General features: G+C 39.1%; 13 protein-coding genes. 11 read left to right on the top strand and 2 right to left on the bottom strand.

Annotation, left to right across the window (positions count from 1 at the left end; all coding sequences use genetic code 11):
- Nucleotides 1-69 precede the first annotated feature (69 nt).
- The 4 genes from J2X07_RS00485 to J2X07_RS00500 all read left to right on the top strand — a co-directional run bounded on the left by J2X07_RS00485 (nt 70) and on the right by J2X07_RS00500 (nt 4458).
- On the top strand, nt 70-1206 hold the full coding sequence (locus J2X07_RS00485) for a DUF445 domain-containing protein (protein ID WP_310255505.1): 1137 nt from the start codon (nt 70-72) through the stop codon (nt 1204-1206).
- 50 nt (nt 1207-1256) lie between these two features.
- The gene (locus J2X07_RS00490) at nt 1257-1625 is read left to right on the top strand and encodes a YlbF family regulator (RefSeq protein ID WP_310255507.1); all 369 of its coding nucleotides are present in this window, start codon (nt 1257-1259) and stop codon (nt 1623-1625) included.
- A gap of 165 nt (nt 1626-1790) precedes the next feature.
- A complete protein-coding gene (locus tag J2X07_RS00495) occupies nt 1791-2642 on the top strand; it encodes a Cof-type HAD-IIB family hydrolase (RefSeq protein ID WP_310255509.1) in 852 nt (283 codons plus the stop codon).
- A 331-nt stretch (nt 2643-2973) separates the two neighbouring features.
- Entirely contained in the window at nt 2974-4458 is a 1485-nt protein-coding gene (locus tag J2X07_RS00500; RefSeq protein WP_310255510.1) for an aldehyde dehydrogenase family protein, read from the top strand.
- Between the two features lie 625 nt (nt 4459-5083).
- Here J2X07_RS00500 and J2X07_RS00505 read toward each other — a convergent pair.
- Nucleotides 5084-5518, bottom strand: coding sequence for a GNAT family N-acetyltransferase (locus tag J2X07_RS00505; RefSeq protein ID WP_310255512.1), 435 nt, complete (start codon nt 5516-5518; stop codon nt 5084-5086).
- 29 nt (nt 5519-5547) lie between these two features.
- Entirely contained in the window at nt 5548-5733 is a 186-nt protein-coding gene (locus J2X07_RS00510) for a YhzD family protein (protein ID WP_310255515.1), read from the bottom strand.
- 149 nt (nt 5734-5882) lie between these two features.
- Between J2X07_RS00510 and J2X07_RS00515 the strand changes: the two genes are divergently transcribed.
- From J2X07_RS00515 to yhaM, 7 genes are all read left to right on the top strand, one after another.
- Complete coding sequence (locus tag J2X07_RS00515) at nt 5883-6779, top strand: ABC transporter ATP-binding protein (RefSeq protein WP_310255517.1); 897 nt, start codon at nt 5883-5885, stop codon at nt 6777-6779.
- Nucleotides 6772-8043, top strand: a complete 1272-nt coding sequence (locus J2X07_RS00520; RefSeq protein WP_310255519.1) for an ABC transporter permease — start codon at nt 6772-6774, stop codon at nt 8041-8043. Before J2X07_RS00515 ends, J2X07_RS00520 begins: the two co-directional genes overlap by 8 nt.
- 249 nt (nt 8044-8292) lie before the next feature.
- A complete protein-coding gene (locus tag J2X07_RS00525; protein ID WP_310255521.1) occupies nt 8293-9510 on the top strand; it encodes a metallophosphoesterase family protein in 1218 nt (405 codons plus the stop codon).
- A 5-nt stretch (nt 9511-9515) separates the two neighbouring features.
- Nucleotides 9516-12374: an ATP-binding protein gene (locus J2X07_RS00530; protein WP_310255523.1), complete on the top strand. Its 2859-nt coding sequence runs from the start codon at nt 9516-9518 to the stop codon at nt 12372-12374.
- Nucleotides 12375-12397: 23 nt separating this feature from the next.
- A complete protein-coding gene (locus J2X07_RS00535) occupies nt 12398-13075 on the top strand; it encodes a response regulator transcription factor (protein ID WP_310255525.1) in 678 nt (225 codons plus the stop codon).
- On the top strand, nt 13072-14436 hold the full coding sequence (locus J2X07_RS00540) for a HAMP domain-containing sensor histidine kinase (RefSeq protein WP_310255529.1): 1365 nt from the start codon (nt 13072-13074) through the stop codon (nt 14434-14436). The genes J2X07_RS00535 and J2X07_RS00540 overlap by 4 nt, the downstream gene beginning before the upstream one ends.
- Before the next feature lie 131 nt (nt 14437-14567).
- On the top strand, nt 14568-15527 hold the full coding sequence (gene yhaM / locus J2X07_RS00545) for a 3'-5' exoribonuclease YhaM (protein ID WP_310255531.1): 960 nt from the start codon (nt 14568-14570) through the stop codon (nt 15525-15527).
- Nucleotides 15528-15946 lie beyond the last annotated feature (419 nt).

Genomic DNA, 15946 nt, shown 5'->3' on the forward strand with positions numbered 1-15946 from the left:
AAATTGCTTGTCACTTTCTTTATGACGTATACTAGGTAAATAGAATATGAAGTAATGGAGAGAAAATAGATGAATATTTGGCTTACATTGACGATCATGGTCGTAGTAGGAGCTTTTATTGGCGGACTGACTAACCTAATTGCAATCAAGATGCTGTTTCGTCCGTTTAATACCTTATATATAGGGAAATTCAGAGTGCCTTTTACACCAGGACTCATTCCGAAACGCCGGCACCAGCTCGCCGTTCAATTGGGTGAAACGGTTACGAAGCATCTCTTAACAGCTGAAGGTGTACAGGGCAAAATCAATGATTCTGCTTTTCGTGAGGAGATTGTGGACTGGGTTCAAAGTGAAGTGAAGCGCTTTTTACGAAGTGAGATCACAATCAATGAACTGCTGAAAAAAGACTTCGGTATTGATGATGTTCAAGGACGGATCCAGACTACAACAGAAAAATGGATCGAAAACCGAATGAAACAGCTGCTGGATGCAAACAATGAAAAAGGAATAAAGGATGTTTTACCTGAAAAGTTTATTTTAGCAGGCGAAAAGAAGATTCCTGAAGCAGCAGACTGGTTAATTAAAAAAGGGATGATTTATTTAGAGAGTGCTGAAGGCAAGAAAGCTTTAACAACCGGCATTGATGCCTTCTTAATGGACAAAGGTATGCTTGTTAATATGGTCTCGATGTTTTTCGGGAATGTTAGTCTTGCTGAAAAAGTGCAGCCAGAACTTCTGAAGTTTTTAAGACACGAGAATACAAGAGATACATTAATCAATGTACTGGAGCAAGAATACAAGGTATTCATGGAAAAAAGGATGAACGAGGCAATAAGCCTGATGAATGTTCCGGATCTGACAGCGGGATTAGCCAAAGAAATCACACTGCAGCTGCCGGTAGAAGAATATTTAAACACACCATTGAGTACGTGGGCAGATGCGATTGAATGCTGGGTAGTGGAAGACTTAACCCCTAAAGCTGTTTCTGCAGGCATGAATATTTTTGTGGAAAGATTAGATGTATTGCTTGAAAAAATGCATCTCGCTAAAATTGTAGAAGAACAAGTGGAGACTTTTTCACTGGAGCGTTTAGAAGAAATCATTATCTCGATCGCAAATACCGAACTTAAGATGATCACATGGCTTGGAGCACTTCTCGGCGGAATTATCGGTTTGTTCCAGGGTATTCTTGTACTATTTTTGTAGAGTCTGTTATAGTGGTTACCGTAGTTTAATTCATGGGAGGTTATATAACAATGGCAAACGTATATGATGTTGCTTACGATTTAGAAAAAGCTTTGAGAAACAGTGATGACTTCCAAGCTTTGAAAAAAAATTATGATGAAGTAAACAATAGCCCGGAAACGAAAGTGCTTTTTGATAAATTCCGTGACATTCAAGTCGCTCTTCAGCAAAAACAAATGGCTGGCCAAGAAGTGACTCAAGAGGAAGTTGAAGAAGCGCAGAACTTATTCGCAGAAGTTCAGCAAAATGAAACGATCTCAAAGTTGATGGCAGCAGAACAACGTATGAGCATGATCATCAATGAAATCAATAAAATCATCACAAAGCCATTAGAAGAGCTTTATGGTCCAATGGCAGAAGAAAACGAACCACAGCAGTAAATGATTTTCAAGTCTCTGTTTCTTTGGAAACAGAGGCTTTTTTTGTTGGCTATTTTTCAAGCTTATCCTATAAGTTTTAGGCTTGTCAGCGTTCTAAAGCATGTTTGAGGCTCATAGAATGACTTCGAGTCTTTATACTTTTTCGCATTAAAAGGGGGGAGCATCATGGTATACCGATTACTGGCGATTGACATCGACGGAACCCTACTGCGAAGCAATTTCCGTATGGACAGGGAAACGAGAGAAGCCATCGATTATGTACAGAAAAAGGGTGTGTATGTAACACTTGCTTCAGGAAGGAGCTTTCCATCCACACAGAAAATCGCAAAAGCTTTAAAGATTAATAATTACCTTATAAGTCATAATGGCGGTTTTATTGCATCTTCTCTTGATGAGCCGATATATGAAAACCGGTTATCTGTAGAGGATACGTTTAGAATTGTAGACATATTAGAGAATTATGAATGTCACATGCGTGTTGTTCATGAACGGTATTCAGTTGGTAATCAGCTAAAGCAAAAAAGCCAGCTCGTTGCTAAGTTAACCTTAAGTACAGGCGATCCTTTATTCTATCCTGTTTCATTTACTGAAAATCTTGGTGATCACGTATTATCACAAGAAATTTCTCCACCTAAAATCGATGTACAGTTTTTTGATGAAAAAGAATGTGAATCTGCTCAAAAATACTTAAAAGAACAAATGCCAGAGTTTGAGTATTCGGCGTCTACAAAAAGTAATTTAGAAATTACGGCAAAAAAAGTGACAAAAGGGAATGCTTTACGTTTCCTGGGAGAAAAATTAGGAATCGCTCCAAATGAAATGGTAGCTATCGGGGATTCTTATAATGATATGGATATGATTGAATTTGCTGGCCTTGGCGTTGCCATGGCAAATGCGCCGGAAGAGGTAAAGGGAAAAGCTAAATGGATTACACGAACCAACGATCAGCTTGGCGTTCCATACATGATAAAAGAAGTATTCCGAAAGCAGATGCGCTTCCAAACATTAAAAAGATAGTGCTTTTATAAAATATAAGTGCTCTTCTTGGACGATTAAGTCCGGGAAGAGTATTTTTCTATTTAAATGGAGTATTTGTACAGCCCGATGAGGTTTATAGGCGAATTAAGCTGGAATAAGCGTGCCGTACGGAATTTATGCGCGCGGTAAGAGAAATAAGCGCGCTAGACGGCAATCACAAAGGTACCAATTTCTTAGATGTTCGACATATTTTTGTGGGAATTTGTCAAAAAGGTTTCAATTTTATTACAAATGTAGAATATGAAAGGGTTTTCATGAATCGTGACGAATTATATTTATGTAAGATTCACTTTGTAAAGGGAGGATTCAAATGGAAAAAACATTAGACCTACAATTAAAACCAAAGGTGGCAGAGTTCCTGAACGGAACGAAAAAACATTTTATCAATGGAGAATGGGTCAGCTCAGCAAGCGGAAAAACATTTGAAACAGTAAACCCTGCAACTGGAGAAGTACTTGCGGTTGTATCAGAAGGTGGAAAAGAGGACATCGATAAAGCAGTTAAAGCTGCTAGACAAGCATTCGACACAGGCTATTGGTCAAAGATGCCTGCATCAAAGCGCAGTTACTTAATTTACAAACTAGCTGATTTAATGGAACAAAATAAAGAAGAACTAGCACAATTGGATACGCTTGATAATGGAAAGCCGATCGGTGAAACAACGAATGCCGACGTTCCGTTAGCAATCGAACACTTCCGTTATTATGCAGGTTGGTCAACAAAAATTGTTGGACAAACGATTCCTGTTGCAGGAAGCTTCTTCAACTATACACGTCATGAAGCTCTTGGTGTAGTTGGACAAATCATTCCTTGGAACTTCCCGCTATTAATGGCAGCATGGAAGCTGGGAGCAGCACTTGCTACTGGATGTACAGTAGTGTTGAAGCCTGCAGAGCAAACTCCACTTTCTGCACTTTACTTAGCGCAATTGGCACATGAAGCAGGATTCCCTGAGGGTGTGCTAAACGTTGTAACGGGTGCTGGGGATACAGGAGCTGCTTTAGTTGATCATCCAAATGTAGATAAAATTGCATTTACGGGTTCAACTGAAGTAGGTAAGCTAATCATGCGCAACGCTTCTAATTCATTAAAGCGTGTTACGCTTGAGCTTGGCGGTAAATCTCCGAACATCATTCTTCCTGATGCTGATATGAGCCGCGCAGTACCTGGTGCACTTAGCGGAATCATGTTCAACCAAGGACAAGTTTGCTGTGCTGGATCGCGTCTATATATCCAGAAAAAATCGTTTGATAATGTAGTAGCAGACCTCGTGTCTCATGCTAAAAAAATCAAACAAGGTCCTGGATTAGATCCGGAAACGAATATGGGACCTCTCGTATCACAAGAACAGCATAACCGTGTTCTTAGCTATATCCAAAAAGGTAAAGACGAAGGGGCAGAACTTCTGTCTGGAGGATCTGTACCATTTGATAAAGGATATTTCGTAGAGCCTACAATTTTTGCTGATGTTGATGACAAGATGACCATCGCAAAAGAAGAAATTTTCGGACCAGTTGTAGCTGCAATGCCATTTGACGATCTTGACGATGTAATTGCTCGTGCAAATGACTCTGAGTATGGTCTTGCTGCTGGATTATGGACTGAAAACTTAAAAACAGCTCACTACGTATCTAGCAAATTACGTGCTGGTACTGTATGGGTGAACTGCTACAATGCATTCGATGCTGCATCACCATTTGGCGGATACAAGCAATCAGGTATCGGCCGTGAGATGGGCTCATATGCACTAAACAACTACACAGAAGTGAAGAGTGTGTGGGTAAATCTTAAATAAACATCTTGCTTTAACGGGGTCAACAATTGAACGGGAAAAATAAAAAGAACCGGGTGCTATGATCCAGCATCCGGTTCTTTTGTTGTAGATTGATAAGCTTCGAATCTCTTCGTCAATTTTGATTCTCCAGTATTCACGTATTGGAATACGCTCCATTCCTCGAACCTTTATTTCCTCGACCTTCTTGCTTCTAAATCTACAACTATTGATTGTTAATTGATAAACTTCGAATCTCAACGTCAGTGACGAGGAATACTTGCACGAATACTTCGAGTTGCACCGAGTAAGCGCAGGTGCATTGTATTCTAAGTGCTCATGTAGGAGGACTACACTCCGCGCCTCGAACCCTTCACTTCCTTGACCTTCTTGTTTCTAAATTAACAATGTTTGTTAATTGATAAACTTCGAATCTCTTCGTCAATTTTGATTCTCCGGTATTCACGTATTGGAATACGCTCCATTCCTCGAACCTTTATTTCCTCGACCTTCTTGCTTCTAAATCTACAACTATTGATTGTTAATTGATGAGCAGCAAATCTCTTCGTCAGTGACGAGGAATACTTGCACGAATACTATGAGTGCCACCGAGTAAGTGCAGATGCATTGTCTTCTAGGTGGTCTTGTTTTACAGCATCACTTTTATAAAACGCAATCCTGTATCATCGTAGTCTAGGCTCCGGTAAAATTCATGAGTGTCTGTACGCTGTTTTCCGCTGTTTAATAGGATCGCTGTACAGCCTTGTTCTTTAGCCCAATCTTCTCCGTGCCGGACGAGCTGTTTGCCGATTCCGTTCCCGCGAAATTCTTCACTCACAACAAGAGCGGAAATTCTCGCATAGCAGCCATTTTTTTCGAAATAGATTCCTTTAGTTAAACCAATCATTCCGATGACTTGATCATTAATACAGGAAACAAAACAGGCGTAATCTTGGTTTGGGAGAAGAGTTTCTAATCGTTCCGTCATTTCTTCAGGAGCAGTTGGATATCCGAGTTCCCCCATTAAGTATGAAAGTTCATAACTGTCTTCATATCTAGCTTCTCGAATGATCACTTCACTCATTGTTTTTTCCCTCGTTTCCATAGGTTTCATTAGCGATGGAAAAGAAGCAGTTGTCCTTTTGGTGAAGTCAGGCGATGTGTTTTTTCTTGAAAGTTCAATTCTGCCAAACGTGCCTCTCCTTGCTGTTTTGCTTCTGAGTCGTTTGTAGCTGTAATGACCTCATCCAATATTTTTTCACCGTTCTTTTCGTAAGCAGTTAGTGCGTATGTATTCATGATCGTCTAAACCCCTTTCGTCTGTACAACGTTTCTTCAACGTTTGGTTGAATAACTCCTGCAAAAGAACAGAATTATTATGAAACTTCAATAAAAAAGGTACGTATATAGGAATAATATGGTATATTTTACAGCGGGAGGGGAATTCAATGTTAACCATAAATAATGTTAAAAAGAGGTTTGGATCCTTTACGGCAGTAAACGATTTGAATTTAAATATTCCAACTGGTGAAATTTTTGGATTATTAGGTGCAAATGGTGCTGGTAAAACGACAACATTCCGAATGATACTTGGATTATTAACACCGTCTCATGGAGATATTGCTTGGAAAGACAAAGAAATTACTTATGAAACGAGCAATCTTGTTGGATATTTACCTGAGGAAAGAGGCTTGTATCCTAAGCTGACAGTGAGGGAACAGCTCATTTATTTAGGACAGTTACGTGGAATGAATCGCTCTTTTATACAAGAGCAGACATTAAATTGGTTAAAACGTTTTAATGCGGAAGAATACTTGAATAAAAAAGTGGAGTCTTTATCAAAAGGAAATCAGCAAAAAATTCAATTCATTGCAGCCGTACTGCATAAACCAGAGCTGCTCATTCTAGACGAACCTTTCAGCGGACTGGATCCGGTGAATGTTGAACTGCTAAAAGGTGCTGTACTAGAGCTTAAAAATCAAGGTACTACCATTGTGTTTTCCAGCCACAGAATGGAGCATGTTGAAGAACTGTGTGAGCATTTATGCATTATGCATAAAGGAGAATCCGTTGAACAAGGCAAGTTAAGAGAAATTAAAAGGTCATTTGGAAAGAAAAATGTTTCCGTTCGTGCCGATTTTGATCTTAGCTACTTAAGTGCTATACCGGGGGTGGTTAAGCATCGTTTAACTGCAGATGGAATTACACTTCAAATTGAGCGTGAGGAAGTTGCGGCTGAATTGTTTCAAGCGATTCAATCAAAAGGGTTTGTTCGGAAATTTGAACTTGAAGAACCTTCATTAAATGATATTTTTATTGAAAAGGTAGGTGTTGTACATGAGTAAATTTATAACCGTCATGATGCATACATACCGTTCAAAAATTAAATCTAAACCTTTTCTAATCTCCACAATTATAACAATTGCATTGATGTTTGTTGTAAGCAACATGAACGAAATCGTGAAAGTATTTAGCGGTGATGATGTATCAAGAGTCGCCGTTATTGATAAAATGGGTAACGCTTTTGCGCCGCTTCAATCCCAAGTAAAACAGTATGACGATGAATTTAAACTTGAGGAATTTAAGCAATCTGAGAAAGTGGCCGAAAAACGAGTCCAAGATGGCAAACTAGACGGATTACTGATTCTCGAACAAGATGCGAATGGGATGATATCAGCAAAATATAAAGCAGAAGATGTAACGAAGCAGGATCTGATTACAGACATTCAAACGGCTTTGCAGCAAATTAAGACAAAAATGGCAGCGGAATCGATCGGCTTGAACCAAGAGCAGCTTGCAGCCATTTATTTGCCTGTAGGTTTTGATAAAGAATCATTGTCTACAACAGCCAAAAGTGAAGAAGAAGCGGCTCAAGTATATGTTCTTGTATATGTAGTGCTTTTCTTCATGTACATGTCGGTCATGATGTACGGCAGTATGATTGCGGTCGAAGTTGCTACTGAAAAGTCATCACGTGTGATGGAAATATTGATTTCGAGCATCTCGCCAGTTAAACAGATGTTTGGAAAGATTTTTGGTATTGTCCTTCTTGCCCTTACACAATTAGCTTTATTTGTGGCATCTGGTTTTGCAGCAGTAAAATTGAACGGACGACTGAGCGGCAATGACAGTATTATAAAAGAGCTAAAGCTTAACGATATGCCGGTTTCTTTAATCGTATATGCATTAATCTTCTTTCTATTAGGATTTTTCTTATATGCGACTTTATTTGCCATGATTGGTTCGTTGATTAGCAGAGTAGAAGAAGTGAATAGTTTTATGACACCAGTTGTGATCTTTATCGTAGCAGCCTTTATGATTGCGATGTACGGAAGAGAAAATCCTGAATCCGGCTTTGTTGCAGCAGCATCCTTTTTCCCATTATTTACGCCAATGCTCATGTTATTGCGTGTGGGGATGCTCTCACTTCCGATTTGGGAAGTTGCTCTTGGAATAGGGGTATTAGCCGGAGCAATTGTTCTTTTTGCTATAATTGGTGCACGCGTTTATCGCGGGGGTGTCCTGATGTATGGAAATGCACCGTCTTTAAAACTATTTAAACAAGCCGTTTTATTGTCAAAACAGGAGAAAAAGAATATAGCCAAATAAGTAAAAGGGGACATTTAGGTCCTCTTTTTTTTGTCTCTTTTTTTAACGCTCTTTACTAGAAGAATATTGAGCATCCTGTAACGGAGGTCAAGAACATACAAGAGCAACAAAGATTGATTTTATTTAAAAGGTTTTCTGAATGCGTCACTTTAAAAAAGACCTTTATGGGATGATTTTCTTTTTACGAACGTGCTTTCGTATATATGATAAAATAAAGGGAAGAATGCTAGAAAAAGAGGATGAGTGAAAATGATTAAATTTTTACACTGTGCAGACTTGCATTTGGACAGTCCTTTCAAAGGATTATCTGCCTTGCCGGAAGAATTTTTTAAACGGTTGTTTGAAAGCACATTTTTATCTTTTAAAAGATTAGTTGATATTGCGATTTCTGAAAAAGTAGATTTTGTCGTGATCGCAGGAGATCTTTATGATAGCGGGCAGCGAAGCTTAAAAGCGCAATCCTTCCTAAAGAATTGTTTTCAAAGATTGCAGTCACATGGAATCCAAGTGTACATTTGCCACGGTAACCATGATCCACTGGACGGCCAGTGGGTTTCACTTGACTGGCCAGAAAATGTTCACTTTTTTGGCGGGAACAAGATTGAAAGCTATTTCTATGAAAAAGAGGGAAAAAAATTAGCGTGTATTCATGGATTTAGTTATGAAACGGCAGCGATAACAGATAACCGGACAACTTTGTATCCAGAAAAGAAGGATGAATTGTATCATATTGGTGTTCTGCACGGACAAGCAGACGGATATAGCGGGCATAGCCGTTACGCTCCTTTTTTAATATCTGAGCTTGTGAAAAAAGGATATAACTATTGGGCGCTAGGACACATACATAAAAAAATGGATCTGTATCATGAGCCCCCTATCCGTTATTCAGGAAACATACAAGGAAGACATAGCGGTGAGACGGGTGAAAAGGGCGGATACATCGTTACATTGAACGGAAATGAAACAGAGAGCCGTTTCATTGCAGCTTCAGATATTGAATGGCACGAGGAAATCGTTGACGTGCAAGAATTCGAACGGCATCAAGATTTAATCATTCATTGTGAAAACTTAAAAGAAAGCTTCCGAAAAGCAAACAAAGGTGTCTTTCTAAATTTAAAACTTGCGGGAGCAGCACCTCTATATGAACAGCTTTTAGATGGTTCTTTTTTAGAGGATCTTGAAGAAATATTAAGGGAAGAAGATGCTCAGTCTTCTTTTGTGTATGTGGTTTCTGTTAAAAATGAAACAATTCCATCCGTAACAGGAGAAGAATCAATTAAACAATCAGGATTTTACCATGATTTAATGGACGTATTAGAGGATGAAACGGAACTTGAAAAAGCGCTGTCTGAACTAACATCACATAAGACGGCCAGACGCTTTGTTTCATTTGAAGAAGAAGATTGGGAAATGGTCCGGAAACAGGCAGAACAGCTTATTTTATCGGAATTATACAAAGGAAGGTGAGATGAATGAAAGTATTATCCGTACATATTTATCATTTTGGTGTTTTGCAAGATTGCAAGCTTACCCTCGAACCTTCTCATTTACAGCTTTTGTTTGGTGAAAACGAAGCAGGCAAAACAACACTGATGGATTTTATGAAATGTATGCTTTTTGGTTTTCCAGCAAAAAATCAGTCAAAACGGCGCTATGAACCGAAGAACGGAAACCGTATAGGCGGGAAAATGACTGTTGAACATCCTCGTTTAGGAAGATGGACGATTGAAAGAGTAGAAGGCACAAAAGTGTCCGGTGATATTTCGATTTATGATGAAACAGGTCAGCAGAAAGAAGCAGCTTTTTTGACAGATCTTTTAGATGGAATGGATCAATCATTGTTTGAAGGGGCTTATTGTTTCGGGCTCGACGGTTTGCAAAAGCTGGATAAACTAACGTCTGATGAACTGGGTAATTTTTTGATGAGCACCGCAATTTCAGGGGACCGTGATTTACTTGAAATTGAACAGACGTTTGAAAAAAAACAAGGTGAGTTATTTAAAAAAGCCGGGAAAAAACCAGTTATTAATGAAAAAATGGAAAAATTAAAAGAGATGGAGCAAACGCTGCATGACTATCGGATACGGAATGAAAACTACCAGCTTCTTAATGAAAAGAAGGAACAGTTAGAAAAGGAAATGGAACAAAAAGCGGTTGAATTAAAGGGGTTTCAAAAGGAACTTGGATCAATGAAACGCTTGTTTGAATTGCAGCCTGTTCTGGAAAAATATAAGCAATTAAAGCTTCAAATAGATACCTTTGATGCGGAGCAGATGGTATTTCCTGAAAATGGAATACATCGCTATGAGCAATGGCAAAAAGAATTATCAATAGTAGAGGGAGAGCTGAACTATTTAAGTGAGCGGCTGTTGTCCATTGAAGAAGAGCAGACTGCCTTAAATATTGAGGAAAGATGGATTGAAAACCAGAAAGAAATTAAACAGTTGTTAAATAAACTCCCAGAATATGAGCATTTACAAAAGCAATTAATGGAGTTTGAACGAACGGTGTCACATATAGAAAATGAAGAAAGCGGAATTACTGAAGCGATAGGTGAAACATGGCGTCCAAATGAGCTGCAGGAATTGGAATTAACATTAACTTCTATAAATGAACATGAGCAAATGTTGAAGCAAATGCTCAATGTTAAGGAGAAAAAGAGAAGGTTAGAAGAAGACTTAGAGGATTCAAGAGTAAAGCTGGAAGATTTGGAAAAAGAGGAAGCGGAACTCAAACAAACTCTTTTACCGGAAGAAGAGTTTGCACGTTTTGAACAAGAAAAGAATAAGACTCAAAGAATGGTTTTCCCACTATATGCAGCACTGCTTCCTATTATTTCAGCGGTATTATTAATATGGTCTGGCTGGACGTCACCCAATACGTTTGTGCTTTCGTGCGGAGTTGTCCTTTTAATCCTGTCCATAGGTATCACTTTATTTCTGTTTAAAAAAGAGAAATCAGTTTCAGGGGACACTCTCCAAGCCAATCAGAAATACCTTGCTGACGAAGTAAACCGGAAACAATGGATTCAGTTATCAGCCGAGCTTAAGCACGTTAATAATGTGTACATGCAGCTTGCAAAGCAGTTGGATTTTCTCGAACTCGAAGAAGCACGCATCTATGATGAAACTGTATTATGGGCTGAGAAACATGGCTATACAGGAGATATGGATAAGCTTTTATTAAGTGGGTATCTCGATCATTTATATAAATTGAAAGAGCTGAATAAACAAAAAGAAAATGTCAGACAGCAGGTAAAAGAAGCTGCTAAAAATTCTTCTCTATTTGAGGATGCAGCCATTCATTTATTATCCATCTTGCAAATCAAGGCAGGGGAAGACTTAAAAGAAGCAGTTGCTGAATCGAATCATGCATTGCAGGAACAGCTGAGAAAAATGGCGGAAAAAGAACTTCTGGATAAGAACCGAATTGAGCTTTTTCAACGGAAAGAAGCTTTTGAAAAGAAGAGTGAGCATGTATACAATCAAATGGGTCTATTATGGAAAGAAGCCAGGGTAAATAACGAAAAGGACTTTTATCTAAAGGGAGAAAAAGTAAAAGCATACACAGAATCCACTAAAGAATGGGAAATGACACATAATCAACTACGATCTTTAGGAATATCAGATAATGGAATAGAGTCGATGGCTGAACAGATTACGGATCAATATGAGGAAACCCTTCAATTAATGAAATCTTGTGAAGCAAAAGTAGAGGAATGGATAACTGCTTATCAATCTGCTACAGAAGAACGGGCTAAACTAGATTGGGAAATGAAAAAGCTTTTAGAAGACGGCAGCTATTCAGAGCATCTTCATAGATACGAACTGATGAAGGAAGAATGGAACCAGCTTGTAAAGAAATGGGCAGGATACCGTTTGGCACAGCATGCTCTGCAAGTTGTAAAAGAGCACTATCAAAAAACGAAGCTGCCGGCAGTTTTGGAGTCTTCAAGCCTTTACTTCAATAAGATTACAGAAGGGGAGTACAAATCCATTATCTTTACAGCATCAAATGAAATGCTGCTGGTTAAAGCTGATGGAACCCGATTCTCACCGAGCGAATTAAGCAGGGGAACGGCAGAGCAAGTCTATTTAGCCATCAGACTGGCAGTTGTCAAGAATGCAGGACCGGCTGGATTTCCTATTTTTATGGATGATATTGCGGTGAACTTTGACGAGAAAAGAACGAAAAGAACCATGGCTCTCATCGGAGAGGCTGCGCACGATCGGCAAATTTTGTTCTTTACCTGTCATTCTCATCTTCATTCCATCGTTCCATCTGTTCCGCTTATTCATTGGCCAAGCCATTCGATACTTGCTGAAAAGTAACAAAGGAGAGTGCAGATAAGCTTATGTCAAATGAATATTCCATTTATTTAGTAGAAGATGAAAAAGATCTTGCTCAAGTATTACAAGCCTATATGAAAAAAGAAGGCTGGAATGTTGAGGTTTTTCATAATGGAGAAGAAGCTCTATTAAATCTTGAGACTTCACCTCCCCATCTTTGGATTTTAGACATTATGCTGCCTGGGATGGACGGTTATGAAATTATTAAGAAAATCAAACAAAAATCAGATACGCCTGTCATTTTCATATCGGCCAGAGATCAAGACCTTGACCGTATTGTAGGTCTTGAGCTTGGAAGTGACGATTATTTAGCAAAACCATTTATGCCCCGGGAGCTTGTAATACGGGTAAAAAAACTTCTGACAAGAATATATGAGACAGGTAACCGGATTCCTCAGATCATTGAAATTACAGGTTATACACTTGATCCAATTTCCAGAAAGATCACACGGGACGATGAACTGATTAATCTTACTGGAAAAGAGCTGGATGTCCTTCTTTATTTAATCGAAAACAAAGGGAAGGCAAGGAAAAGGGAAGAGATCTTAGAGGCGGTATGGGGAACAGATTACTTCGGTTCAGAGCGTGCTGTTGATGATGTCATCCGCCGCGTGCGCAAAAAGATGCCACGGCTTAATCTGGAAACCGTATACGGTTCAGGCTACAGGATCATTCCCTCATGATCCGCCTGAATCTTACACAGCGAATTTGGTTATCTTTTGTTTTGCTGCTGTTTACGATTGGAGTTACGACTGCCATTATCTATCCTCTTTCGATCAAAGACACACTAACAGAAGAAACGTATCGCATCATAGAAAATGAACAAGAGAAAATCATTTTTGACGAAAGGGAGATACCTAAAAAAAAGGAGTCACCTAGCGAGTTTATTGCAAGGAGAAACGCCGCCCGTTCAGTAGGACATTTTTTGATTTCTAATCAATATCCAGATCTACGAGGGGCTGTTCCGGAAGATAATGTCTTAGATGAGATGGCAGAGAATGCATTTAAGCAAAAAAAGGTTCAAGCTAGATACGAGCTGAGCTATGAGGATGCGACACTCTTTTATGAGATTTCAAAAGTGAAAGACGAACAAGGGCGAGGCGGATTTTTAATTTCATATATGTGGGACACTTATCGTGACCAGATGGTGAACAGACTTTGGATCAGACTTGTTATTATTTTGATCATAACAGGTATTTTTTCTATCATACCTGCCATTTGGCTTGCAAGGTATCTTCGTTCACCTCTAGCTATTTTGGGCAAACGGTTTGAGCAAATTGCTAAACGGAATTGGCAAGAACCTTTTTATTGGAACGGTGATGATGAGTTCTTTGTTCTTTCTAAGCAATTTGAGGATATGCGGCAAAATCTTTTAAGACATGATTATGCGCAAAAGACATTTATTCAGCATGCTTCACACGAGCTTAAGACACCGATCATGACTATAAAAAGCTATGCCCAGTCTGTAAAAGACGGCATTATGCCAAAAGAAACAACGGAAGATATGATGGACGTGATCTTAAACGAAACCCGCCGTATGGAAAAACGCGTGCAGAACATGCTGTATTATACGAAGCTTGATGCTATGAAACTTGATATCGTTACGAAAGAAGACTTTAGATTTGGTGATCTGGCAGAAGAAAATGTAGAGCGATTTATGTATCAGCGGGAAGATATTCACTTTGAAGTTACCGGTGGCCATTATATGATTCACGGTGATGAAGAACAATGGAGCATCTTACTGGATAATCTTGTTCAGAATGCATTGCGGTATGCCCAAAAGACGATCCGCCTTTCTGCTTATCATAAAGGAAATTCATTCATCATTGAGGTGTTCAATGATGGCGAACAGCTTACAGAGGTGAAAGGTGACGAGATTTTCCAGCCATTCAGAAAAGGAAATAAGGGACAGTTTGGCCTTGGGCTTGCAATTGTAAAAAGAATTGCTGAACTTCACGAAGGAAAAGTCACTGCAGTGAATATAAATAATGGAGTTGCCTTTCAGATAAAGCTTCCATTGAAAAACAGTCAAACAGAAGATTAAAAGATTTGATGCTAAGAGCGGTTCGGGGCCTATTTCCCCGCTGCTCATCATTTGTGTACAAGAGGGTGTTCTCGTGCATGAATCATTAAAACAGTATGATATACTGAAACAAAGAAAGGCGGGGTGGAACAATGAAAAAAGGACTTGCTTTTTATAAAGTAGGAGAGATGGTAGACGGATTCTTTTTAGTCAAATCATCTGTAAAGGGAACGGCAAGTAATGGCAAACCATTTCTGACTTTGATCTTGCAAGATCAAACAGGAGATGTTGAGGCTAAATTATGGGACAGTTCACCTGAAGATGAGGAGCTGTATGCGGCTCAAGCCATCGTAAAACTATCTGGTGAGATGGGCAATTACAGAGGGAAAATGCAGCTGAAGCTTAAAGCGATCCGCCCTGCAACGGAACTTGATGGTGTAAAGATCAGTGATTTTCTTGAGACTGCTCCTCTTACACAAGAGGAAATGGTCGAGACGATTACACAGTACATATTTGAGATGAAAAATCCAAATATCCAGCGAATTACGAGGCATCTTTTAAAAAAGTATCAAAACGAATTTCTGGAATACCCGGCAGCTGTTAAAAATCATCACGAATTTGTATCAGGGTTAGCCTTTCATGTCGTGTCCATGCTGAACATGGCCAGATCCTTCAGTCAGCTCTATCCTTCTTTAGATACTGACTTGCTGTATTCAGGGATTATTCTGCATGATCTTGGTAAAGTGATTGAGTTATCAGGACCTGTGGCTGCGTCATATACATTGGAAGGCAAGCTGCTTGGTCATATTACGATTATGGTCAATGAAATCGGAATGGCAGCAAAGGAACTGGAAATAGCAGGGGAAGAAGTTACGGTTCTTCAGCATCTCGTTTTGAGCCATCATAGTAAACCGGAATGGGGAAGCCCGAAACAGCCGTTGATCAGAGAAGCAGAAATCCTTCATATGATTGATAATTTTGATGCTCGAATGAATATGATGGACCGTGCTCTGGATAAAGTGCAGCCTGGTGAGTTTACTGACAAGCAGTTCGCACTTGAAAATAGATCATTATATAAACCCCTTTTTCATGCGGAATTTGCCAAAAATTAATCTGGTAAAACAATTGTGAAATATTTGAAATTGTGGTAAATTTGGAAATGTAGAAAAACAATTCAGGAGGCAGTGACTCATGGAAATCATTGTTCAAATTAAGGCAGGCAACCTAGCGAAATAACTACCACATCCTTTTTAGGATAGGTTTGTTTTGTTATGCGTTCTACCTTCTTTTGAGCAATCTTCCTTGTGTCATCTCAGCCTTTTTATTAAGAAGCCTGTAGTATGCACATGGTTTAGAGTGTGTACCTATGGGCTTTTTTTGGTTGTGAAATCCCATTATTCACTCAAAGGCTCAATAAGAAGATGCTTGGAAACGCTTTTTTATAAATGGCTCTCATCGAAAGAAAATGTTGTTTTTGCCATTTAGTTTATTTTCTTCAAGATCAAGTTGATTGGAGTGCAAGGTGCGAGAC

The sequence above is a fragment of the Fictibacillus barbaricus genome (assembly GCF_031457135.1).
GTDB lineage: Bacteria > Bacillota > Bacilli > Bacillales > Fictibacillaceae > Fictibacillus > Fictibacillus barbaricus_A.

Excerpts from the sequence above, each read along its gene's own strand:
- J2X07_RS00500 (WP_310255510.1), top strand. The coding sequence starts at position 2,974 with ATGGAAAAAACATTAGACCTACAATTAAAACCAAAGGTGGCAGAGTTC.
- J2X07_RS00540 (WP_310255529.1), top strand. The coding sequence starts at position 13,072 with ATGATCCGCCTGAATCTTACACAGCGAATTTGGTTATCTTTTGTTTTG.
- J2X07_RS00530 (WP_310255523.1), top strand. The coding sequence starts at position 9,516 with ATGAAAGTATTATCCGTACATATTTATCATTTTGGTGTTTTGCAAGAT.
- J2X07_RS00515 (WP_310255517.1), top strand. The coding sequence starts at position 5,883 with ATGTTAACCATAAATAATGTTAAAAAGAGGTTTGGATCCTTTACGGCA.
- J2X07_RS00510 (WP_310255515.1), bottom strand. The coding sequence starts at position 5,733 with ATGAATACATACGCACTAACTGCTTACGAAAAGAACGGTGAAAAAATA.
- J2X07_RS00535 (WP_310255525.1), top strand. The coding sequence starts at position 12,398 with ATGTCAAATGAATATTCCATTTATTTAGTAGAAGATGAAAAAGATCTT.
- J2X07_RS00485 (WP_310255505.1), top strand. The coding sequence starts at position 70 with ATGAATATTTGGCTTACATTGACGATCATGGTCGTAGTAGGAGCTTTT.
- J2X07_RS00505 (WP_310255512.1), bottom strand. The coding sequence starts at position 5,518 with ATGAGTGAAGTGATCATTCGAGAAGCTAGATATGAAGACAGTTATGAA.
- yhaM (WP_310255531.1), top strand. The coding sequence starts at position 14,568 with ATGAAAAAAGGACTTGCTTTTTATAAAGTAGGAGAGATGGTAGACGGA.
- J2X07_RS00525 (WP_310255521.1), top strand. The coding sequence starts at position 8,293 with ATGATTAAATTTTTACACTGTGCAGACTTGCATTTGGACAGTCCTTTC.
- J2X07_RS00490 (WP_310255507.1), top strand. The coding sequence starts at position 1,257 with ATGGCAAACGTATATGATGTTGCTTACGATTTAGAAAAAGCTTTGAGA.
- J2X07_RS00495 (WP_310255509.1), top strand. The coding sequence starts at position 1,791 with ATGGTATACCGATTACTGGCGATTGACATCGACGGAACCCTACTGCGA.
- J2X07_RS00520 (WP_310255519.1), top strand. The coding sequence starts at position 6,772 with ATGAGTAAATTTATAACCGTCATGATGCATACATACCGTTCAAAAATT.